Here is a 21,306-nt window from a genome sequence, read left to right as displayed (position 1 = left end):
TCGCACTTTTCGGGCTTGTCGGTGCGGCGACGGCCTGCGCTTCGCGACGCATGAGGCCCGCGGGCCGTCACTGGAAGCGGTACCGCAGCCCCGCCGCGAACACATTGTTGGTCAGCCCTCCGGGGCCGAACTGCGCGTCGTAGCTGGCGTACCACGATACGTCGTCCGCCAGCTGCGAGCTGGCGCCCAGGCCCAGCCAGCCGGTATGGCGCGGCAGGCCGATGCCCTGGACCTCGAAGCTCGCGTCTGGGGCGCCGGCGAAGGCGGCCGTGAAGTCCAGGCGGGTCGGGTTGCCGTAGCGATACGCGCCATAGGCGCTAAGGGTGGTGCTGCCCCCGGCCCAGTCGAGCGGCGAGGATTGCAATCGCAGGCCCAACTGGCCGGCCCCCTGGTCGTACGACTTCTTTCGAGCCTGCAGGGCGAAGGCGCTGCCATCTTCGTCGATCGCGCCGCGCGCCAGATGGTCGTAGGACACGCCCACGAAAGGCGTCACGCGGCCGCTGTCGAACGCGAAGGCGTGGCCGATTTCGGCGTAAAGGGCGGTGACGCGGTCGCTGCGGCCGCTGGCGACGCGTTCGGCGCCGCCGGCCAGGATGTCGCGCTTGACGTCCGCATGGCGCCATTCGTGGCCGGCGCGCGCCGACACGTACGGGCCGATCTCGGCCCCGTAGCGGCCATACAGCGACAGCCCGGTTCCCTGGCTCCTGGACTGGCCGCCATAATGGTCGAAATCGGCCTTGGCGTCGGACCACGTCAGGGAAAGACCGAGAATGCCGTCGTCCGTGACGCGATGGTCAACGCCCAGCTGGCCGCCATACAGGCGCGTATCGGCGCCGGCGAAACCGGACTGCTTCAACTTGCCGGCGCCGCCCATCATCTGCATCCATACGCCGCTGCGCGCGCCCGCGAGCGCCAGCTGGTCGACGCGGTTCGACAGCGCGCGGTTCACGGCTTGCGACTGCTGGAAGCTGAGCGCCTGCGACGAGGCATGGATCTGTCCGCTGACGCTGTCGAGCGCCGTGGCCAGTTGCGCGGCGCTGTCGACGTTCTGCAGCCGCGCCGCGCGCTGCATGAAGGCGTCGCTGACGGCTCTGTCCGCGCCCAGGACCTTGGCGTCGGCCGCCTGGAAGGCGGTCTCGATGGCCTGCGCGGCGGCCAGTCGGCCGGCCTGGCCGCCGTACAAGTCATGCGCCACGGCAGCGACGTTGCTGCGCGCCACGTTCAGGTCGACCTGGTCGGCGGTCGAGTAATCGGGGCTGACCGTGTACAGCAGGCTCGGGCCCGCGCTGACCGTGCCGAAGCGGCCAGCCACGATGCGGGCCTTGAGGGCGGTCTCGCGCGACTTGACCACGTAGGCGTCGTCGGGCTTGGTGACCTCCAGCGTGGAGTTGCCCAGGGAGGCCATGCCATCGACCGTCACGGTCGTGCCAAGCTGGGTCGTCAGCCTGGCCTCGGGGCGAAACGCGAAGTAGCTGCCCTGGATGTGCAGGCCGTTGCCCTTGGCCGCCAGCGTGCCAAAGTTGTCCACCGAGCGTTCCGCCACGCCGCCGTCGGCGCTCAGGACGCCATCGTCCTGGATCAAGATGTCCCCGGCCACGCTGCCGTACAGTTCGACCGTGCCGCGGGTGATGGTCGTGGTGCCGGTATAGCGGTTCTGGCCCCACAGGACCAAGGCGCCGGTGCCTGCCTTGGTCAGGCCGGCGTCACCGCCGATGTCGTTGAAGAATTCCGAGCGCATGCCGTCGAAGTCCGCCACGAAGTTCCCGCCCAGTGTCAGGCGCGTGTCGAACAGGGCGGGGCCGCGCACCGCGCGCGCCATGTTCAACCGGCCCCAGCCGAAACGGGTACGGTCGCCCATGTCGTCGGCGGTCGACAGCAGGGTCTGGCGCAATGCGCTGTTGTCCATCCAGGGATAGGCTTGCGATACCAGCGCCGCCGTGGCGGCGACCACGGGCGTGGCAAACGAGGTGCCCGGCAATTTGTCGTCGTCCGGCGACCGTGCGCTGAGGCACCAGTTCGCGGCGATACCGCAGGCGTTGGACCAGGTCGCGAGATCGGCGTCGGCCAGCACTTGCGTGACCGTCAGCCAGCCGCGTTCCAGCGTCGGCACGACACGAGGCGCGGCGGCCAGCAGATAGGGATTGGGTTGCGATTCGTTGCCACTGGCCCAGACCAGCAGCTGGCCGTTGCTGTTCACGGCTTTATCGAGCGCAGGGAAGAAGGCCTTGACTGTCAGCGAATCGGGCTTGGTTTCGTCGCCGTCGGGCAGGGCGTACTCGGGGCCGGGAACGAAGGACCAGGAATTGTTGACGATCTTGACCCCGCGCGCGTTCAGGGTTGACAGCACGTCGCGCAGGCTCAGGTTCGAGACGGTGGCCCGCTGGTTTGCCTGGTACAGGTTGACGCCCGTGGCCACGCCCTTGCCGAAGTCGTCGCCGGCCACGACCTGGCCGCCAATGATGCGGCTGACGATGGCGCCATGGGTGGCGATCTTGCCGTCCTTGTCGACGGGCTCGGCGGCATCGGGGGCGAGGACCTCGCGCAGCGCGCCCGCAACCGAGAGCTTGTGGTGGTCCGTGGCCGGATCGGCGTCGAAGCCGTTGTCGATCACGCCGACGTTGACGCTCGCGCCATCGAAGGCCGCCGCATCGGGCGGGGCGGGCACGGGCGAGGTCGGCCGCCAGCCGGGGATGCCGATGTCGCTGATGGGGACGACAGGGGCTGGCTTGGGCGGATTGGGGGGCGCGACGGGATCGGCGGGTGTGGCCGGGTCAGGGGGCGTGACGGGATCGGCGGGCTTGACGGGAGGCGCGACCGTCCCGGCGCCGCCCGGACCGCCACCGCCGCCACCTCCCGTGCCAGGCAGGCTGCCCCCCGTGCCGCCATGGCTTCCCCCGCCGCCTCCGCAAGCCGCCAGGATGGACAGGGTCAGGATGGACAGGGCGAGTCTGGATGCGATCGGCAGGGATCGATGTGTGCGCATGATGGGGCGATTTCCGTATTTGTGCTGGCCCCCGGCAAGAGGCGCTTGAAAAGGGGGGGCGTCGCCGTCGAGCCATGATCGGTTTTGCGACACGCCATGTTTGGCGCCGCGCATTAGCCCCGCATTAGCCGAGGCCGCCAAGGCAACGCGAGCGCGCGTTCTCGGACTGACGCACGCTCATCGTTTCCCCCCCAAGGGCCTGCCACCCCATTAGCGGGATTTATGCGGGGCTTAAGCCAATGCTTGAACCAGCGCCATGAACAGTGAGCAAAACCCGTTATTCCTAGGGTTTTCCCTCATCCTCTCGTCGCCCTACCATGCCCGTCCGGATCAATCAGGCCCCGCGACAACAACAGGCGCCATCGCGCCATCCGGCCGGGGCCGCATAGGAAGCAAGCATGTTTCGGCTATTTACTGGATTGCGCATCCGCGCCCGGCTCTCGGGCGCTTTTTTGATCGTGGCGATGATCGGCGGGGCCATTGGCGCCGTTGGCGTATGGGGGCTGGCCAGCATCAACGACATGAACACGCGGCTTTACGAAGTCGAACTGCGCGGCCTGTCCGACATGAAGGAAGCCAACATCCATTTCATCTATGCGGGCCGCGCCCGCAACAGCTACCTGGCCGCCTCCAGCGAACGCGAACGCCAGGCCGTGCGCGCGCAGTTCGACAACGCCGTGCGCAACATGGACAAGCTGCGTGACCGCGCGCAGGCCTACTACCAGACGGACGAGGGGCGCCAGATGCTGGACCGCTTCAAGGAAATGGAAGAGACGTGGAAGCGCGACGCCGACGCCTTCTTCACCGCCGCCGCCGCGCTGCCGCCGGTGCAGAAAGACCCGCGCGCGGCAGAGATCGAACGACACGTGATCGCGTCGTCCGAGCAGCTGGACCGCGTCATGAGCAAGCTGGCCCTGCAAAAAGAGGCCTCCACCGCGCAGTCGGTGCGCGAGGGCTCCGATCTGTACGAGCGCATGCGGGACGTCATGATCCTGCTGTCGGTGGCTGGGGTGGTGCTAGGCATCCTGCTGGGCGCCGTGATGACGCGCGGCATTGTGGGGCCGCTGGGCCAGGCCGTGAACGCGGCGCGCCGGGTGGCGGCCGGCGACCTGACCGGCGACATCCAGGTGGCCACGCGCGACGAGACCGGCGACCTGATGGCCGCGCTCAAGGCCATGAACGCCAGCCTGACCGGTATCGTGCGCGAAGTGCGCGGCGGCTGCGAGGGAATCGCCGCGGCCTCATCGCAGATCGCGCAGGGCAACGCCGACCTGTCCCAGCGCACGGAGGAACAGGCGGCGTCGCTGGAGGAAACCGCGGCCTCCATGGAGGAACTCACCGGCACGGTGCGCCAGAATGCCGGTAACGCCGGCCAGGCCGAGCAACTGGTCAGCCAGGCCTCGGCCGTGGCCGTGCGCGGCGGCGAAGTGGTCGATGGCGTGGTGCAGACCATGGGCGCGATTTCCGACAGCTCGCGCCGCATCGCGGATATCACCAACGTGATCGATGGCATCGCGTTCCAGACCAACATCCTGGCGCTCAACGCCGCGGTCGAGGCGGCCCGGGCCGGCGAGCAGGGCCGCGGCTTCGCCGTGGTGGCGGGAGAGGTCCGCACCCTGGCGCAGCGCTCGGCGCTGGCCGCCAAGGAAATCAATGCCCTGATCAACGAATCCGTCAGCCGCGTCGAGGATGGATCGCGCCAGGCCGACGAGGCCGGGCGCACCATGCGCGACGTGGTCCAGAGCGTGCGCCGCGCTGCAACGCTGGTGCGCGAAATCGCCAGCGCTTCGGCCGAGCAGTCGAGCGGCATCGACCAGGTGAACGTGGCGATCGCGCAGATGGACGGCGTCACGCAGCAGAACGCCGCCCTGGTGGAACAGGCCGCCGCCGCGGCCGCCAGCATGCGCGAGCAGGCCGGCCACCTGGCGCAGCAGGTGCGGCGTTTCAAGGTGGAGGTGGACGCGCCGCCGGTGACGCGTCGGTCGTGATCGGCCTGGGGGGGCCGCCGGGCGCGCGGGCCGCTGCCGGCAGGTGTGTCGCCCGTGCTACTGACGCAGGCGTTCCTGGAAAACGCACTGCCCCGCCGCGCAGCGATAGCGGTTCATGCGCAATCCGCCATAGTCGTCGACATTGCCCAGCACCAGCTCGCCGACGTCCGGCGGCAGCGTCGCCTTGACCTCCTGTTCCGAGAACGGCGCCAGCATTGGCGCGTTATCGAAACCTGGCAGCGGCTGCTTCACATCGCGTCCCAGCCAGATCACCGTGACGTAGTACGGCGTGGGGTTTTTCAGCGTCAGGCTGTTGCCGCGTGCCTGGATCTGCAGGGACCTTTCCGGATTGACCTCGTCGCTCTTGCCGAGCGCCGCCGGGCGCAGCAGCAGCTTCAGCCGGCTTTGCGTGGTCAGCTGCAGGATGTTGGCGTCGGTCTTGGGCGGTTCCGGGGGAATCTCGCGCACGTTGAAATAGAACAGGGTTTCGCGGTCCTGTGGCAGGCGTGCGGTGAAGGCGTCGTTGGCGCGCATGATGCGCACCTGGGCCTTCTTGCCGCCATCGATCCGCTGCAGCGGCGGCAGCGCCACCAGGTCGCTGATTGTCTTGCCGTCGGCGTCCTCGATCCAGGCTTGCGCCAGGTACGGCGTGTCATGGCTTTCGTTGCTCAGGACGACCGACACCGATTTCTGGTTGCCGCCCATGATGATGCGGGTGCGGTCGACGTTGACCGCGGCCTGGGCGCAAAGCCCCCATGCCAGCGCGGCGCCCAGCAGCAGGCCTCTCAGATGTTTGCGTTTCACGTGTGCTCTTCCCAAAAAAATGTGGCGCCCCGCGGGGGCGTTCAGTGGCAGGGCAAGGACCGCGGCCCCTGGTCGATGGCCGCCGCGGCCGGCAGCGTCAGGCGGCATTCGCGGGCGCCGCCCCAGGTCACGGTCAGCGCCTCGCGGTCATCCGGTTCCACGTTCAGGTACACCAGTCCGCCGTCGGCCACCATGCCGGCGGTCTTGCCGCTGCGGGTCGACAGCACCAGCGCGCCAAGCGGTGGGTGGCTGCCGTCGGCCAGTTCGACGTGGCCCAGCACCTGTTCGCCATGGCGGGCACCGACACGGGTGTAGCCGATGGCGCCCTCGGTCAATACCTGGCTGATCATCGCGTCGGCCACGTCCACGCCGTCGGGCAGGGCATTGACGTCCACCGCCAGGTTGCTTTCGCGATAGCTCGATACGCCGTTCACGACTGCGATGCCGAAGCGGTTGGTGACCCCGTCGCCGTTCTCGATCTGCACGCCGGCGATGCCGTCGGTGTCGATCATCATGCGCGGTTCGTTGCCCGAGGAAGGCGGGCCGAAGGCCGCGCCTTCGGCGGTTGCCGTCACCGAGCCGTACCAGTTCAGGCCGACGCTGCGGTACTGGCCCGGCTGCAAGGTGAAATCGCCCGCGGCGCGGCCGTAGGGGGTGCGGCTCTGGATATTGCCGCTCACGCTCTGGTGGCGGTCAGGGGCGTCGCGGTCGTCGCTGGCGCTCAGGTTCCAGGTGGTGTCGGGATTGCTGAAGTCGGTGTAGCCAACGTTCTGCTGCATGCGGCCGCCGCCGCTGTTCTGGTAGCCGTAGCTGAGTTGGCGGCTGTCGCCCAGCGGGATGCTGAGACTGGCGTAGACCTGATTCTGCGTCGGTCCGTAGACGCTCTGGGTGCGCGCCAGCGACAGCGACAGGCTGACGTTGCGCAGCGGGCCGAAGCGGGCGTTCTTGTTGAACGACAGCATGTAGTGGTTGTTGGCCGCCGCGTCGTTCCAGTAGTTGAGCCGGCTCAGCGACAGGGAGACGCTCAGTTCCAGCGGCTGGATGTACTGGCTGTAGGAAACCGTATAGCTTTGCTTTTCGTCGCGGAAGTCGCCGCCGTGCAGGGCGGAGCGGACAATGAATTCCCGCATCGACAGGAAGTGGCGCCCCGAGAACCGGTAGCCCATGAAGGCCAGCGTGCTGCCCAGGTCATCGAAGCTCTTGGCGTAGTTGACCCGATAGCTGTAGCCCGTGCGTCGCGGCGCCGACGAATACGGCAGGCGCGCGTCCGAGCGCGTGACGTCGGCCGACAGCGCGCCCAACGCGCCCATGTTCTGCCCGGCGCCCAGCGCCAGTGCCCGGTAGTTGTCGTCGGTGACGATCAGGCCGCCGTACAGCGAGGTGTTGTTGAACGCGCCCCAGGTGGCCTCGCCCGCCATGAAGCGTGGCTTGGCAACGTGGTTGCCACTGGGGCCGCCGAACAGCGGGCGTCCCAGCGACACCTGGTAGCGCAGGTTGCCCTTGCGCGTCATGAACGGCACGCTGGCCGTGCTGACCTGCCAGCTGCGCTTGGTGCCATCGCTTTCCCGCAGCGACACGTCCAGGTTGCCGCTGATGTACTGGTTCAGTGCCGGCAGCACGAACGGCCCGGGCGATACCCGCGTCTGGTAGAGCAGGCGACCGTTCTGGCTGACCGTCACCTCGGCATTGCTGGTGGCGATGCCGGTGATCTGCGGCGCATATCCCTGCAGCGACGGCGGCAGCATGCGTTCGTCGCTGGCCAATGTCACGCCGGCGAAGCGGAAGGGGTCGAAGATCGCGGACGCCAGGTAGGTCTGGCCCAGCGTCAGTTTCGAGCGCCATTGCGGCAAGGCGCGGAAAAGATAGGTCTGAGGCAGGCTGAAGCGCGCCTGGGATTGGCCGCCGCTGTCGTAGCGGTTGTACTGGTAGTCGCTGCGCAGGCGCCATGCGCCCAGGTTCAGGCCGCCGGTGCCGTACAGCGTGTAGCTCGCCGAGCCCGCGCCCTGCCGCGGCATGTAGCGGTTGGCCAGCACGTTGTAGTCCAGGATCACGCCGTTCACGCCGTTGCTCCAGCGGGCGGGGGGCACCCAGTCGGGGTCCTGGTATTGCAGCCAGGCCTGCGGCACGGTCAAGGTCAGGCTCTGGTGTTCGGCGCTGTAGACGACCCGGCTGTCGGGCGTGTCCAGGTCGATGCAGGGGCCGCCCTCGGCCGTGTGGACCTGGGCCAGCCGCGCGCGGAATTCGTCTTTCAGGCTCAGCATGTCGACCATTCCGGGGGTGACACAGAATACGGTGCCATCGCCGATCACCGGCACGGCCCTGACCAGTGTCTGGCCCTGGATCAGCCGCTGGTCCAGGTAGATGTCGAGCAGGTAGCTGCCGGGCGCGATGTAGCCGTCGCGGCTGAAGGTCGACAGGTCGATGTTGTTCTTGTCTTTGGTATTGAGAAAGCCCGTGCTGAATTCCGTCGCCTGTGCCGTGCACACAAAAGTACTGATCGCCACGAGGAATGCCAAACGGGCCAGGGTCATGATGTCTGTTGCCGAATCACCGGCCTGAAGGGTTGCCGGACTGCTTCGGCGTCGATGCGGCGGCGCTGGGCGGCCGCCTCGGTGAGGTAATGCTCGCGCGCCCGCCGAACCCTGGCGCCGGAGCGGCGGGGTTCGGGCGCGCGTAACGGCAGGGGGGCTGCCGTCTACTTGTAGTCAAGCATGTAGGTCACCTTGGCCGCGACCGAGCCGGCCGTGACTGCTGTGCCGGTGCTGGCGATGCGGGCGAACAGGCTCAGCATGTTGCCGTTGCCCTGGTGCAACTGCGTCGCGACGCTGCCGCCGGCACCGGTCGTGCTGAAATCGACTGCCGTTGTGTTGTCAGCGTTCATCATCTGGATGGCGACGCCGGTGGCGTCACCGGTACTCGGGATCATGCCGTTCGTCGACGTCTGTCCGGGGAACGTGACGTTGACCTTCGACAGCTTCAAGGTCTTATCCGTGTTTTCCTCGAAGTTGCAGCCCGCCAGATGGATCTCCACCGGCACCGGCGTGCCGAACTTGTTGGCGCCGCCGTTCAGGATTTTCTTGGAAATCTGACCCAGGTTGATGGCCAGGTTGGAGTCGGCCGCCGAGATGGAGCACGGTGCCTCGGTGACCGATCCGGTGAAGGTGATGGTGCCTTGGCCCATATCACCGGCGGCAAATGCCGCCACCGGGCCGAGCAGGGCGGCGGTGGCCGCGGTGGCGAGGAGCGTCTTCTTAAACATGGATAGTCCTTATGTGATATCCGTGGGGGATTGCCTGCGCTGAATGCCGCGCAGTGGTTGAAGAAATCGAAGAAACCGGGCGGAAAAATTATGGAGTTGGATGCGGTGCTTTTTTCCACGCACCCATGGCGGGATCTATAGCGTCCGCGGGGAAATGCGGGCCATGGATGTCAGCAATGCGCAACGCGCTGGACTGTGCCGCGATCACGAAAGCGCAAGGCGGCGCGCGCGGCCGTGAAAGCGATGGCGCCGGCTGTTGGCGCAAGGGGCGGGCGGGACGGCGGTGCGGCCGGGTTCGCCGGCGAGGCCGGTGGCGAGCCAATCAGGACCCGCCAGGCATGCGGATGGATATGAGAGGTTTTCGTCATGCAGGCCATCTTGCATGGCGTGCATTATCTGAGCGTTAACACGAATCAGAGACGAAGCCAGTGCCTATCGTGCGTGCGATAGGACGGCGTGGCGCGATAAGGCCTGCGCGAAGTTGGAAGCGGACCCGCTCAGGCGCGCCAGGCCAGCACGCCCGCCACCACCACGCACACCGCGGCGAACACGCGTTGCAGCACGGCCTGCGGCACGCGCGGCGCCAGCGCGCGCCCGCCCGCCATGCCGGCGATGGCCGCGGCCACGAAGGCCCATTGCGCGGCCGACAGGGTCAGGCCATGCAGCAGCGCGGAGCTGACCGTGGCGGCCGACACCAGCGCGATGACCATGAGCGAGGTCGAGACGATGCTGATCATGCGCGCATCGCTGAAGTGCGTCAGCGCCGGCACGATGATGAAGCCGCCGCCCACGCCCAGCATGCCGGTGCAGATGCCGGACACGGCACCGATGCCGCCCAGCGTGGCGGCGGTCAGGCGATTCCAGACGAAGCGGCCGGTCTCGGGCGACAGGCGGCAGGCCTTGGGCGGCGCGTCGAGGGCGCCCGGGAGTGGCGCGCGACGTCGCGATTGCTGCACCATGCGCACCGCCACCAGCAGCATCACGCCCGCAAAAGTCAGACTAAGCCACTGTGCCGGCACCTGGCGCGCCAGCGACAATCCCAGGGGAGCGGTCAGTGCGCCCACCGCGGCCATCAGCATGGCGGCCTTGTAGCGCACCAGGCCCCGCATCAAACCCTGCAGGGCGCCGACCGCCGAAGCGATGCCCACCGCGATCAGCGCCACCGGCGCCGCCTGCGTCAGCGTCAGGCCCAGGCCGAACATCAGCGCGGGCACGGCCAGGATGCCGCCGCCAGCGCCCGTCAGGCCAAGGGAGACGCCAATGCATAGTCCCAGCAGGGTCGCGGTCATCATCATTAATTACTTTTGGAAATTAACTTATTACTTCTAATAAGTATAACGTGCCGGGACTGGGATACTGCGATGCGCATTTTGTTGGTCGAGGATGACGCGTCCATCGCGTCGGCGATTCAAGCCGGGCTGGGACTGCAAGGTTTCGTGGTCGATGCGGTGGGGAGCCTGCGGCAGGCCGACCTGGCGGTGCAAACGTCCCACGCCAGCGCTTGTGTGCTGGATCTCTGTCTGCCCGATGGCGACGGCGTGACGCTGCTGGCGAAGTGGCGCGCGCGGCGCCAGGACCTGCCGGTGCTGGTGCTGACCGCTCGGTCGGCAATTGCGCAGCGCGTCGCGGCGTTGCGCGCCGGCGCCGACGACTACGTCCTCAAGCCGTTCGACCTGGATGAACTGGCCGCGCGGTTGCAGGCGCTGATACGGCGCGCGGCCGGCCATAGCGCCGATCGCATCGACCACGGCCGCCTCACGTTGTACCTGTCGCGCGGCGAAGTCCTGCTGGACGGCGCCCGCGTCACGCTGCAGCGGCGCGAACTGGCCTTGCTCAAGACGCTGTTGCAGCATCCCGGGCAGATCCTCACCATGGACCAGTTGCGCGACAGCCTGTACGGCTTTGACGACCGGGTCGAGAGCAACGCCGTCAACGTGCATATCCACAAGCTGCGCCGCAAGCTCGGCGCCGGGCTGATCGAGACCGTGCGCGGCTGGGGCTATCGGCTGGGGATGCCGCCGCCATGAGCCTGCGCGTTCGCCTGATGCTGATCCTGGGCGCCGTCTGGCTGGTGGTTGGCGGCGCGGTGACGCTGTGGATGTTCGAGCTTGCCAGCGCCGAGCTGGACGCGGCGCTGGACTCGCGGCTGGCGGCGTCGGCGGCCATGGTGGCGCGGCTGGTGACGCCGCCGTCGCGTCCGGCCACGGCGGATGGCGGCGACATGCTGGCGGTCGTCGGCCCGCCGGCGGGCGACGCCCGCTGCGCGGCGGGGCCCGACGATGACGCGGCGCGGGCGTGCGCGCCGGACGGGCAGGCGCTTGCCGCCGCGCCGCTCGGCTACGGCTCGCTCATGCGGGCCGGCGCAGCCTGGCGCACTTATGCCTTCGAGACCGGCGACCTGCGCGTGGTCACCGCCGGTCGCGGCGACATTCGCGCGGCCTTGCATCGGCAGATCGCCTGGACGGCGCTGCTGCCCAGCGTGGCCGGGCTGCTGCTGGCCATGGCGCTGCTCTGGTTCGGGGTCGACCGCCCGTCGTTTCCCCAGACGCTGGCGCGGCTGTCGCGGCGCATGGAGGAAATGCTGCGGCGTGAGCGGCATTTCTCGGATCATGCGGCGCACGAAATGCGCGCCCCGGTCACCGCCATCAAGGCGCACCTGCAGGTGTTGCAGCGGCTGCCGCAGGCGGCCCCTGATGCCGCCAGCCGCCAGGCCATTGCGCATGCGCTGCAGGGCACCGAGCGCCTGGAGCGCCTGATCGAACAGCTATTGACGTTGGCGCGCGCCGACGGCGACGAGGCGGCCGGCGTGCCGGCCTGCGACGCGTTGGCGGTGCTGGCGCGAGTGGCCGGCCGCAAGCCCGCCCGGGTGCGCTGGCGCGTGCCCGCCGGCCAGCCCTGGGTGGCGCTGCCCGATGCCTTGCTGGATTGCGCCGTGCGCAACCTGGTGGACAACGCGCTCAAGTATTCTCCAGACGACAAACCCGTGGAGGTCGACGCGGGTATCGTCGCGGATTGGCTGGTGGTGACGGTACGCGACCACGGGCCTGGCCTGACGCCGGCACAGTGCGCGCAGGCGGCCGAGCCCTTCTGGCGCGGTCATCGCCAGGTCGAGGGCGCCGGCCTGGGGCTGTCGATCGTGGCGACCATCGCGGGGCGCCACGGCGGCATGCTGGAATTGACGCCGGCCATCGGCGGGGGATTGTGCGGCCGCCTCAGCCTGCCTTTGGCCGATCCGGTCCGTGCTATTCCCATGACCTGGAATAGTGGTGATCGAGGAACATCTCAGGCAGGCCAGACACCTGCTTGAAGCGCAGGATCTCGTCGGGATCCATGCCGAGCTGGCGGGCGATGTCGGCATCGTTCCAGCCCGCCCTGACCAGCCGCACGACGATGTCGGTCATGGGCATGACCCCATGCACGCCACGGGCGCGGTTGTGGCGGATGGTCGCGGCGATGCGGTCGGCCGCGGCATCGCGCCCGGACCGGATGGCGACGACAGGCAGATAGCCATGCAGCCGTTGCCGGATCGGCCCCTTCTTCTTGCCCACCCGCTGGCGGTGGAAACCGTCGACCACCACGTAGCGATCCCGCCCTTCCGGGTGCGCCACGATGGGCTGGGTGTAGCCGTCGGCGTCGATCGACAACTCCAGCAAGCGCATCTCCGGTGGCGCAACGGTGTTGGGGTTGTAGTCGTTGGCCTGGACCCGTTCGCCGGGCACCCATAGCACGCAATCGACCGGCTCGGCGGCAAAAGGGCTGTGCTCATGCAGGCATTGGCGGATCTGGTTGATGGCTTCGATTCGCTCGCGCAGCGGCAGGCTCCGCAGTTCGTTGAACAGGAGCCGGGCCCGGCTCGTCAGGTCCGCTGCGTGTGGCATGCGTGTTCCTTTTCAAGGTGGCCCAGTTGCCACGGGTGAGATGGACCTGGAAGCCGTAAGGCTGCAGGCGCGCCGCGCAGTCCCATGGCACGCGCAACACGCATGGCTGGTTCAGCGCGTCGATGTACTCCAGCACCCGCTGCCGCAGCGCCCGGAACAGGCCGAGCTGGCGCGCCTCGGGGCGCACGTAGCCATCGCGGATGCGGACCTCGCCGCTCATGAGTTCGATGCTGATGAAACCCAGCACGCGCTTGCTGGCGTGTCGTCGGACGATGAACCAGAGATAGCGCGGGCCGTCGCTGAGCGGGTAGCCGCCGCAGTCGCGTCTGACGTTGGCGCTGGCGAAGAAGCGGCCCATCAGGGCGAAGAAGGCCGGCTCGTCGTCGTACGAGCGCAGTTGTTCGAATGCGTAGTGCTTCAGGGGATGGGTCATGGGACGGCGCGGGGCTTGGCGGGAAGCAGGGTGTCGATATCGCGCCGGGCGGGGCCGAACGACAGGGAGCGCGCCATGTCCTGCTTGAGCAGCGACAGGCCGATGCGCCGCCATGACGGTTGCGCCTTGCGGTTCTCGAGATCGGGAACGCCCGCGTCCGGCCACATCGAAAGGGGATGGCCGCGTTGCTCCCACCACTGGATGAAGACATCGATGCGCCGCGCGTAGACCTGGCGCAACGCGGCCGGCATGCTATCGAGCAGGAACTGGCAGTATTGGCGCCAGGTGCTGAAGGTGGGCGGCAGGCCCAGGCCGCCGCGGTAGCCGAGAAAGCGCTGGCGGCAATAGCGGGCCGCGTAGTTGGCGCCTTCGACGCGCTTGACCGTGCGGAACCAGGTGTCGGGTTCGAGCTTGTGGAACAGGTCCAGGCCCTTGCGCTGGTCGTCGCCGTAGGGCTGGCAGATGCGCATCTGTGAAAACGCCACGCCCGCCCGCAGCATCTGGTCATAGAGGCGGTTGTAGGCGTGGCCGTGCTCGCCGGTGTAGCGCCACAGGTCTTCGAATTTCCAGTCGTAGATCGGAAAGAAGGTGACGCCGCCGTCGCCGGATTTGTCGCTGGTGCTCCAGGGCAGCGGTTTGTGCGCGCCGGGGGGCGTCCAGGCGCATTTCTTGGTGCGGCGCTTGACCGCGAGGTAGCGGTTGAGTGATTCGTCGGAACGGATGCCGACCAGGAACGCGGTGGACGCGTCGCGCGCCAGCCAACGGTTGAATTCGGGCACGAATTCCTCGAACTCCATGCGGTGGCGATAGAACGGGAATCGGGCGGGGTCGCTGATGACCGAGGGATGGCTCGGCAGGGGGCGGATCCAGTCGGCCTCGCGGCCCGGTTCCCAGGCACACCAGTAGGGTTCGCGCAGGCTGGACGCGTTGCGCAGGTTGATCGGCAGGCAGACCCACCACGGCTGGACGTCGGGCCGGTCGAACATTTCGGTGACGTGCGCGATGGTGGCCTGGTATTGCCCTTCGAGGTCGATGAACACGGCGTGCACCGGGCCGCGCTTCATTTCGCGGGCGACCTCCAGCGCGAGGTGCAGCGTGACGGAACTGTCCTTGCCGCCGGAGAAGGCCACGCACACGCGTTCGAAGTGCTGGAACACCAGCCGCAGGCGCGCCTTGGCGGCATCGTGGACGTTGAGATCGCGGTAGTGCTTCACCGCCATTATGCTGTTACCTATTCGCTTCATCCCGAGAGTCGGCGCGCGGCCGGAACCGCGGCGCGACGATGTGGCCGGCCAGGGAAAATTTATGCGAATCGGCCGCCGTAAGCCTTTGAGAATAGCGTGAAGGGCAGGCGCGGACAGGGTCAATATGTCCGACATTCACGCGACCCTCGGCGGGCATTTGCCGCGATCAGGCCGGCAGGCAGGGCTTCGGAGAGCGGTAGCCTGTGCAGGTGCGGTCAGGTGAGCCGGGCGCCATTGGGGACGTCGAGCTCGGGCGTCACCAGCACGGTATCGCCGGCGTCGTCGGCCAGGCCCAGCACCAGGACTTCGGAGCGCACCGGGCCGACCTGGCGCGGCGGGAAGTTGACGACGCCCAGCACCCGCTTGCCGGGCAACTGGTCCAGCGTGTAGCGGCCGGTGATCTGCGCCGAGCTTTTCCGGACGCCGACGCCGGCGCCGAAGTCGATGGTCAATTTATAGGCTGGCTTGCGCGCTTCGGGAAACGCGTCGGCGGCGACGATGGTGCCGACACGGATGTCGACTTGCATGAAGTCGTCGAAGCTGATGGTGGCGGCGGGCGGGGTGTTCGGGTCTTGGGTGTAGTGCATGGCTCGGCGTGACGAAGAGAGTGGATCGGGGCCGGCCCGAAGGCTGGCCACAGGCCCATCATGCCAGATCGAGGTTGCCGTCCGCGCCGGTCCTGGCGGGCAGGTCGGCCAGGCTGGCCAGCGCGATGCGGCCGTCCAGCGTGCCGATCGCGAGGATGCCGTTGCGCGCCGCCATGGCGTAGATCACCGTCGCGATGCCGTCCAGGCGCACCTTGGCCGACAGGCGCAGGTCGCCGGTGCTGGCGTCGATCAGCATCAGGCTGCCGTCGAGGAAGGCCGCCGCCACCAGGCCGTCGGCCAGTACGATGGCGCTGGCCGACGCCGGCGTGGCATGGCGCCAGCGTTCCTGGCCGCGCGCCAGGCTCTTGCGGTAGATGAAGCCGCGGTAGGCGCCGTTGACCGTGGGCGAATAGTGCTTGCCGGCGATGACGACGCCCGCGCCGAGGGCATCGTCGACATAGGCCCCGCGGCATTCCATGGCATGGCTGGCCGGCGTGCGATCGGGCTTGAGCACGGGCCAGAGCCGTTCGATGCGGCCGTCAGGGTGGACGATGCACAGGTACTTGCCCTCGTGCGAGCCGGGCGGGGTGCCTTGCAGCGCAAACAGGCAGGGGGCGCCGTTGATGCCGATGTAGTGGTTGAAGCAGTCGTAATGGCCGACGTCCAGCCGCTGTTCGCGGGCCAGCGTCGGATCGAGCAGGATGTCGACGCCGCCGCGCGCGCGACTGCCGACGCGGTCTTGGCGGCCCAGCAGGCGGCCATTGGCGTCGACCGAGAATGTGTATGCGCCGCCGGTGTAGTCGCGCGCCGCCGCCAGTTGCCCGTCGCGCAGCACGTACAGGCGGGAATCGCGCCGGAAAATGTCGGCCGGATCGGGGGGCGCCAGCGCGTGCACCGTGACCGCCGCCGCGGGCAGGATTTCGCTGCCGCGGCCGCCGCCTTCGTGGCGCGACAGCAGCTCGCCGTTGCGGTCATAGCGGTCCAGCAGGCAGGCGTCGTGGGTGGCGCCAAGGGTATCGGCGTCGAGCCAGGCGAGGTCCCAGATCGCGCCGCGCAGGCCCAGGTCGGGCAGGCCGGACCAGTCGGCCAGGCGCGTGACCGCAAGACCATCGTCCGGCGGCGTGGCGTCGACCATGGCGGTGGTTTCGTCGAGGTCGAGCGCGGCGGGTTCGCCGGCACGCCAGGCCGCGTCGGAATCATCGATCCGTATCCGCAGCAGCGTATCCGCGGCCGGCGCGGCGCGGTCGTCGTCCTCGTCCCAGGATTCATCCCATGGACGGACCCAGGCTTCGAGCTGCCCGGCATCGTCCAGGTAGCGGCAACGGACCACTTCCGGGACATGCAGGCAGGGACGGCGGCTGTGGCCGTCGGCCCAGTTCCAGATGACGAGGTCGCCTTCGAACAGATAGCCGCCATCGTAGCTGCCCGCGCCAATCGCAATCGCGGGCCGGGTGGGATGGAAGGCGACGTCGTTGACCGGCAGGCGCAGCGCGTCGAAGGTGGCGAACGGCGCGGCCTCGCCGCGGCGGTACAGGCCGACGCGGTAGTGCAGGGTGGCGCCGCCATAGACGGCGCGCGCGCGCGGATTGATCAACAGCGGAAAGGCCGAGGCCACCGCCGCGAGCTCGCCGTCGGGACTGAAGAACACGGCGGTGATCTTGCCGGCGCCGCGCAGCGCCGGATTCATGAACGGGTTCACGATGGGCGGGGGCCGCGCGCGCCGATGCGTGGCGCGGCCGGACGTTTGGGTCCGCGCATGCCCGCGCCGGGGCGGCGGCAGGGCGGGACAATGGCGGGCGCGGGCATGGCGGATGCTGACGGCGTCAAGGGTGTGTCACATTAAGGGGGCGCGTCACGTCAAGGGCGCGTCACGATTTGGCCGCGCCGGCGACGGCCGCGGGCTTCTTGGCGCGAGGCTTGGCCGTGGTGGACGGCTTGGCCGCGGGGGGCGCGTCGAATTCCTGTTTGTTCCGTTCGCCCCGCGGGGTGTTTTCCGGGTGGGGTTTGGGAAAGGCCCAGGGTTTGGTTTTCTGATCCATTGCTTGTACTCCTTGCACAGGCCGAACAGTAGCATTAGCCGTGCCAGCGAGTAAGTGAGGGTTGACGTCAATATTCATCGCTTCGTGAGAGAGGACGCGGCAAGCGCGGATGGCCGGGAAAGGCGGCCACGTGGCGGGCTGGCTGACATACGACCGCGGCGGCGGCGCCGCGTTCACTCATGGGAGGCGTTTTATCCGGTATCGAATCGGGCCGCGCGATCGTTCGCGGGCGGGGTGGGTGGCGTGCATGGCCCCTGCGGGCCGCGGCCGGGTGGCCGCGCGGCCGCGATTTCGCGGCGCTGTCCGGCGTTGCCATCGTGCACGGACGGTCCGGATGCTCGAATTTTACCGTGTCGCCGCGCTCGGCCAAATGCAGCCATCCCGCCACGCATCGGACTCATCCATTTGCGTCGCTGAATGAATCACCGCAGCCGGCACCGGCGAGGCTACGATCGGGGTGTGCACATAGGGAGGGAGCTATGGACACGACCAAGGAATGGTACGCCGCCGTCAAGGAATGGCAGCGCGCGCGCGACGAATTGACCGCCGCCGTCGCCGCGATCAAATGGCCCGATCCGACGTTGGCCTGCCTGGCCACTTACGATCGCGCCTACGCGCATGAGACCGCGGCGCGCGAGCGCATGAACCAGGCCTACGAGCGCGTCCGACGATGACGGGCGGCGCGGTTGCTACACTGCCGCGCATGACGCAAACCCCGAACACCCTGACGATCCGGCTGGCGCGCCCCGACGATGCGGCGGCGCTGGAAGACATATTGACCGCGACCTACGAAGGCACCTGGCGGCCGCAGATGACGCCCGAGAAATATCGGTATTTCCTGGACAGCGGCAAGATCCCGCGTTATGTCGCCGAACGCGGCGCGCGCTTTTACGTGTGCGAAGCCGAAGGCCGGGTGGCGGGCATGGTGGACTGGGAAAAGAACTTCATCTGGGCGCTGCATGTGCATCCGGCGATGCAGCGGCGTGGCGTGGGCGCGGCGCTGCTGGCGCTGGCCGAGGACGGCATGCGCGGCGCCGGTTTCGGCCAGGCGCGGCTGGAAACCGATACCTTCAACATGCAGAGCCGCGCGTTCTACGGCAAGCAGGGCTATGCCGAGATCGACACCTATCCCGACGAGGAATGGGACAGCGGTTTCACCACGGTGCTGCTGGTGAAAGCGCTGGCCTGACACGGACGGCGCGGCGGATGGGGGCGCCACGTTGTGGCTCCATGAATTGATGGCTGGATGGCTCTGGCAATGGGGCCAGGGCGGCGCTATGGTGTGTTTTTCCTCCAGCCAGCCATTGCCGCCATGTACCTGCCGTCCGCCTTCCGCGAAGACTCGCTCGATATCCAGCACGACTTCATCCGCGCCCATCCCCTGGGGGTGCTGGCCACCAGCGGGGACGGCGGGCTGATGGCCAACCACATTCCCTGTCTGCTGTATCCCGAAGGGCCGCGGGGCGTGCTGCGCCTGCACATGGCGCGGGCCAATCCGCAGTGGCGGGAGCTGGCCGACGGCGCCGAGTGCCTGGTGGTGTTCCACGGCGCCCAGGCCTATGTCACGCCGTCCTGGTACGCCACCAAGGCCGAGACCCACAAGGTGGTGCCGACCTGGAGCTTCGTGGCCGTGCACGTGTGGGGCACGCCGCGGATCCATGACGATCCGGCCTGGGTGCGCGCGCAGATCGGCGCCTTGACCGACGCGCAGGAAAAGGCGCGGGCCCAGCCCTGGCGCGTCGAGGATGCGCCCGACGATTTCATCGCCGCGCAGATGCGGGCGATCGTCGGCGTGGAAATCGCCATCACGCGCATCGAGGGCAAATGGAAGGTCAGCCAGAACCGCAACGCCGCCGACCGTCAAGGCGTGGCGCAGGGCCTGGCCGACGAGCAGGGCGACGCCGTCATGGCCGGCCTGGTGGCGCGCCGCGGCGGGCTGGACTGAGTCCGCGCCGCCAGGCCGCGCCGCGGCCCCATGCCAGGCAGGCGATCGCGGCGGCTTGCAGGCAGGCCGCCACCGCCAGGAACCCGGACATCGATTGGCCGTCCTGGCCGGCCGTGGCGCGCAGCACGCCGAATACCGCCGGCGCAAATGCATAGGCGCCTTGCGACACGGCGACGATCAGCGGCACCACGCGCAAGGCGTCCTCGCGGCCGAATTCGCTCTGCGCGATCAATGGCGGCAGCGACGTGGCGTTGCCGATGCCGGCGCCGAACAGCAGCACGCCGGCCCACACCGCCCAGGCGTGGTCCGCCGCCAGCATCAGGACCAGCGAGCCGAGGATCTGCGCGCCATACGATACGCAGGCGACCTTGCGGCGGTCGGCGGACGGCGGCATCAGCCAGCCCACCAGGCTGCGCCCGGCGATAGCGCTTGCCGTGGCCAGGCCCATGGCGATGCCGGCGGTCTGCGCGCCCAGCAGTGGCGCCAGCAATGACAGCAGGTGGGCGATCAGGCCGATCTGCGCGAACAGGCCCAGCGCCATGCCGGCGCCCAGCGACAGGAAGGCGCGATCGCGCCAGAGGCGCGGCACCGGCGCCAGCGTGGCGGCCGCGGCCGGTGACTGCGCGTCGGGCGCCACGCCGTCCGGGTGTTGGCCCAACTGACGCGGGGTGACGGCGAATACCTTGCGCGCCAGGATCGCGATCACGATGACCATCGTCGCGCCGATCCACCAGGCCGCCTGCGCGAAACCATAGCCGGAAATCAGGAAGACCCACAGCGGCGAAAATACGATGCCGCCCACGCTGGCGCCGTTGTAGGCCATGCCGAGCGCGGCCGGGCGCCGTTTGACGAACCAGGGCGCGATCAGCGCATTGACCGCCGCCGCGCCCAGCGTCACCCAGCCCATGCCGGAGAACAGCGCGGCCGCGTACAACTGCCACGGCGCCGCCGCGCGCGCCCAGCCCGACACGCCCAGCGCCAGCGCAACGGCGCCCGCCAGGGTCACCGCCGGCACGCCCCAGCGCCGGTACAGGCGCGGCAGATTGGCCACGATCAGCGTGCCGCACAGGAAGTGCAGGCTGACCGCGGCCGAGACCAGCGCCACGCTCCAGCCGGTGCGCTGCACCACGGCGTGCAGGAACACCGGCGGACCGTAGAAGCCCACGCCCCAGCCGAAGACGGCCAACACGAAGGTGGCGTAGAGAACTTTCCAGCCAAAGAAAACCGGGGTGTCGCGCATGGCGGTGGCCGGCGGCGCCGGCTGTCTTGTTGAGATGACTCGCAGTATGCTTGTGCCTGTACACAACACTTTGGCCTGGACCGAATCATGGAATCCGAGTTCGCCGATATCAATCTGTCCGCCGTCGCGGGCGCCATCGCCGATCCGGCGCGGGCGCGCATGCTGTGCGTGCTGCTGGATGGCCGCGCCCGCACCGCCACGGAACTGGCCGCGGCCGCGGATATCGGCGCGTCCACGGCCAGCAGCCATTTCCAGCGCCTGCGCGAGCAGGGCCTGGTGGAGCAGGCGGCGCAGGGCAAGCACCGCTATTACCGGCTGGCCAATGCCGAAGTGGCGCGCGCGCTTGAAGCGTTGCTGGTGGTGGCGGGCGCCGAGCGCGCGCCATTCAAGCCCAACACGCCATCGGCGCTGCGCGAGGCCCGCACCTGTTATGACCACATGGCGGGCACGCTGGCCGTGCGCGTCCATGATGCGATGCTGGCGCGCCAATGGCTGGCGGCCGATGGCCGCGACTATGTGTTGACGCCGCTGGGCGAGGCCTCGCTGGCACAGGTCGGGGTGGATGTGGCGCAGGCGCGCCAGCGCCGCCGCCGCTTTGCCTGCCCCTGCCTGGATTGGAGCGAGCGCCGCTCGCACCTGGGCGGCGCGCTCGGCGCCGCGCTGCTGGAGGCGTTGTTGCGGCGCGGCTGGGTCGACAAGGACCTGGACTCGCGCGCCTTGTCGGTCACGCGCAAGGGCGCGCGCCAGTTCCCGGCGTTTTTCGGCATGCCCGGGGAGGCGGCCGCCGACGCGGTGGACTGGAACCTGACGGGCGGCCACGCCGCCTAGGACCGTTTCGAAGCGGATTTTCATCGCGCTCCCGCGGGCCGGCAGGTCGCGGGCGGGCGCACATCTTTTTTTCATCGG

Annotated in this window: 19 protein-coding genes; 7 read left to right on the top strand and 12 right to left on the bottom strand. The window is 68.7% G+C overall.

Annotation, left to right across the window (positions count from 1 at the left end; translation table 11 throughout):
• Positions 1 to 67 precede the first annotated feature (67 nt).
• Positions 68 to 2,983, bottom strand: coding sequence for an autotransporter domain-containing protein (locus ACUTAG_RS05790; protein WP_148318403.1), 2,916 nt, complete (start codon positions 2,981 to 2,983; stop codon positions 68 to 70).
• A gap of 398 nt (positions 2,984 to 3,381) precedes the next feature.
• Here ACUTAG_RS05790 and ACUTAG_RS05785 point away from each other — a divergent pair, with 398 nt between their 5' ends.
• A complete protein-coding gene (locus tag ACUTAG_RS05785) occupies positions 3,382 to 4,971 on the top strand; it encodes a methyl-accepting chemotaxis protein (RefSeq protein WP_054446970.1) in 1,590 nt (529 codons plus the stop codon).
• Between the two features lie 57 nt (positions 4,972 to 5,028).
• Here ACUTAG_RS05785 and ACUTAG_RS05780 read toward each other — a convergent pair whose 3' ends face one another.
• The 4 genes from ACUTAG_RS05780 to ACUTAG_RS05765 all read right to left on the bottom strand — a co-directional run bounded on the left by ACUTAG_RS05780 (position 5,029) and on the right by ACUTAG_RS05765 (position 10,329).
• Complete coding sequence (locus ACUTAG_RS05780) at positions 5,029 to 5,775, bottom strand: fimbria/pilus periplasmic chaperone (protein ID WP_054446969.1); 747 nt, start codon at positions 5,773 to 5,775, stop codon at positions 5,029 to 5,031.
• A 41-nt stretch (positions 5,776 to 5,816) separates the two neighbouring features.
• Entirely contained in the window at positions 5,817 to 8,306 is a 2,490-nt protein-coding gene (locus ACUTAG_RS05775) for a fimbria/pilus outer membrane usher protein (protein ID WP_148318405.1), read from the bottom strand.
• Positions 8,307 to 8,470: 164 nt separating this feature from the next.
• Positions 8,471 to 9,034: a fimbrial protein gene (locus tag ACUTAG_RS05770; protein ID WP_058665023.1), complete on the bottom strand. Its 564-nt coding sequence runs from the start codon at positions 9,032 to 9,034 to the stop codon at positions 8,471 to 8,473.
• Positions 9,035 to 9,531: 497 nt separating this feature from the next.
• Complete coding sequence (locus tag ACUTAG_RS05765; protein WP_058665022.1) at positions 9,532 to 10,329, bottom strand: sulfite exporter TauE/SafE family protein; 798 nt, start codon at positions 10,327 to 10,329, stop codon at positions 9,532 to 9,534.
• A 66-nt stretch (positions 10,330 to 10,395) separates the two neighbouring features.
• On the opposite strand from ACUTAG_RS05765, the gene ACUTAG_RS05760 reads away from it, so the two are divergent.
• Together ACUTAG_RS05760 and ACUTAG_RS05755 are read left to right on the top strand one after the other, a co-directional pair.
• Positions 10,396 to 11,061: a response regulator gene (locus ACUTAG_RS05760; RefSeq protein ID WP_020928935.1), complete on the top strand. Its 666-nt coding sequence runs from the start codon at positions 10,396 to 10,398 to the stop codon at positions 11,059 to 11,061.
• On the top strand, positions 11,058 to 12,341 hold the full coding sequence (locus tag ACUTAG_RS05755; RefSeq protein ID WP_058665021.1) for a sensor histidine kinase: 1,284 nt from the start codon (positions 11,058 to 11,060) through the stop codon (positions 12,339 to 12,341). Before ACUTAG_RS05760 ends, ACUTAG_RS05755 begins: the two co-directional genes overlap by 4 nt.
• On the opposite strand, the gene ACUTAG_RS05750 is transcribed toward ACUTAG_RS05755, so the two are convergent.
• The 6 genes from ACUTAG_RS05750 to ACUTAG_RS05725 all read right to left on the bottom strand — a co-directional run bounded on the left by ACUTAG_RS05750 (position 12,277) and on the right by ACUTAG_RS05725 (position 17,215).
• On the bottom strand, positions 12,277 to 12,912 hold the full coding sequence (locus tag ACUTAG_RS05750) for an IbrB-like domain-containing protein (protein WP_058665020.1): 636 nt from the start codon (positions 12,910 to 12,912) through the stop codon (positions 12,277 to 12,279). The genes ACUTAG_RS05755 and ACUTAG_RS05750 overlap by 65 nt on opposite strands.
• Positions 12,797 to 13,345, bottom strand: coding sequence for an N-acetyltransferase (locus tag ACUTAG_RS05745; RefSeq protein ID WP_127481497.1), 549 nt, complete (start codon positions 13,343 to 13,345; stop codon positions 12,797 to 12,799). The genes ACUTAG_RS05750 and ACUTAG_RS05745 overlap by 116 nt, the downstream gene beginning before the upstream one ends.
• Positions 13,342 to 14,565 (bottom strand): phosphoadenosine phosphosulfate reductase, encoded by a 1,224-nt coding sequence (locus ACUTAG_RS05740; RefSeq protein ID WP_054446964.1) that lies wholly within the window; start codon positions 14,563 to 14,565, stop codon positions 13,342 to 13,344. Before ACUTAG_RS05740 ends, ACUTAG_RS05745 begins: the two co-directional genes overlap by 4 nt.
• A gap of 239 nt (positions 14,566 to 14,804) precedes the next feature.
• On the bottom strand, positions 14,805 to 15,176 hold the full coding sequence (locus ACUTAG_RS05735; RefSeq protein ID WP_006386483.1) for a tRNA-binding protein: 372 nt from the start codon (positions 15,174 to 15,176) through the stop codon (positions 14,805 to 14,807).
• Between the two features lie 58 nt (positions 15,177 to 15,234).
• On the bottom strand, positions 15,235 to 16,863 hold the full coding sequence (locus ACUTAG_RS05730) for a PQQ-binding-like beta-propeller repeat protein (RefSeq protein ID WP_058665019.1): 1,629 nt from the start codon (positions 16,861 to 16,863) through the stop codon (positions 15,235 to 15,237).
• 181 nt (positions 16,864 to 17,044) lie between these two features.
• The gene (locus ACUTAG_RS05725; RefSeq protein WP_165596540.1) at positions 17,045 to 17,215 is read right to left on the bottom strand and encodes a hypothetical protein; all 171 of its coding nucleotides are present in this window, start codon (positions 17,213 to 17,215) and stop codon (positions 17,045 to 17,047) included.
• Between the two features lie 479 nt (positions 17,216 to 17,694).
• Here ACUTAG_RS05725 and ACUTAG_RS05720 point away from each other — a divergent pair, with 479 nt between their 5' ends.
• The 3 genes from ACUTAG_RS05720 (at position 17,695) to ACUTAG_RS05710 (ending at position 19,160) form a co-directional block, all read left to right on the top strand.
• Entirely contained in the window at positions 17,695 to 17,889 is a 195-nt protein-coding gene (locus ACUTAG_RS05720; protein WP_058665018.1) for a hypothetical protein, read from the top strand.
• A 29-nt stretch (positions 17,890 to 17,918) separates the two neighbouring features.
• A complete protein-coding gene (locus ACUTAG_RS05715) occupies positions 17,919 to 18,404 on the top strand; it encodes a GNAT family N-acetyltransferase (RefSeq protein ID WP_045953661.1) in 486 nt (161 codons plus the stop codon).
• 123 nt (positions 18,405 to 18,527) lie between these two features.
• Positions 18,528 to 19,160 (top strand): FMN-binding negative transcriptional regulator, encoded by a 633-nt coding sequence (locus ACUTAG_RS05710; RefSeq protein ID WP_187378314.1) that lies wholly within the window; start codon positions 18,528 to 18,530, stop codon positions 19,158 to 19,160.
• Here ACUTAG_RS05710 and ACUTAG_RS05705 read toward each other — a convergent pair.
• A complete protein-coding gene (locus tag ACUTAG_RS05705) occupies positions 19,120 to 20,400 on the bottom strand; it encodes an MFS transporter (RefSeq protein WP_026384423.1) in 1,281 nt (426 codons plus the stop codon). The genes ACUTAG_RS05710 and ACUTAG_RS05705 overlap by 41 nt on opposite strands.
• Positions 20,401 to 20,487: 87 nt before the next feature.
• Here ACUTAG_RS05705 and ACUTAG_RS05700 point away from each other — a divergent pair, with 87 nt between their 5' ends.
• Positions 20,488 to 21,228: an ArsR/SmtB family transcription factor gene (locus ACUTAG_RS05700; RefSeq protein ID WP_006386490.1), complete on the top strand. Its 741-nt coding sequence runs from the start codon at positions 20,488 to 20,490 to the stop codon at positions 21,226 to 21,228.
• Positions 21,229 to 21,306 lie beyond the last annotated feature (78 nt).

The organism is Achromobacter sp. CSND-B12 (assembly GCF_052906545.1).
The sequence above is the reverse complement of the archived record's forward strand: the minus strand, read 5'-3'. Positions and strand labels throughout refer to the sequence as shown.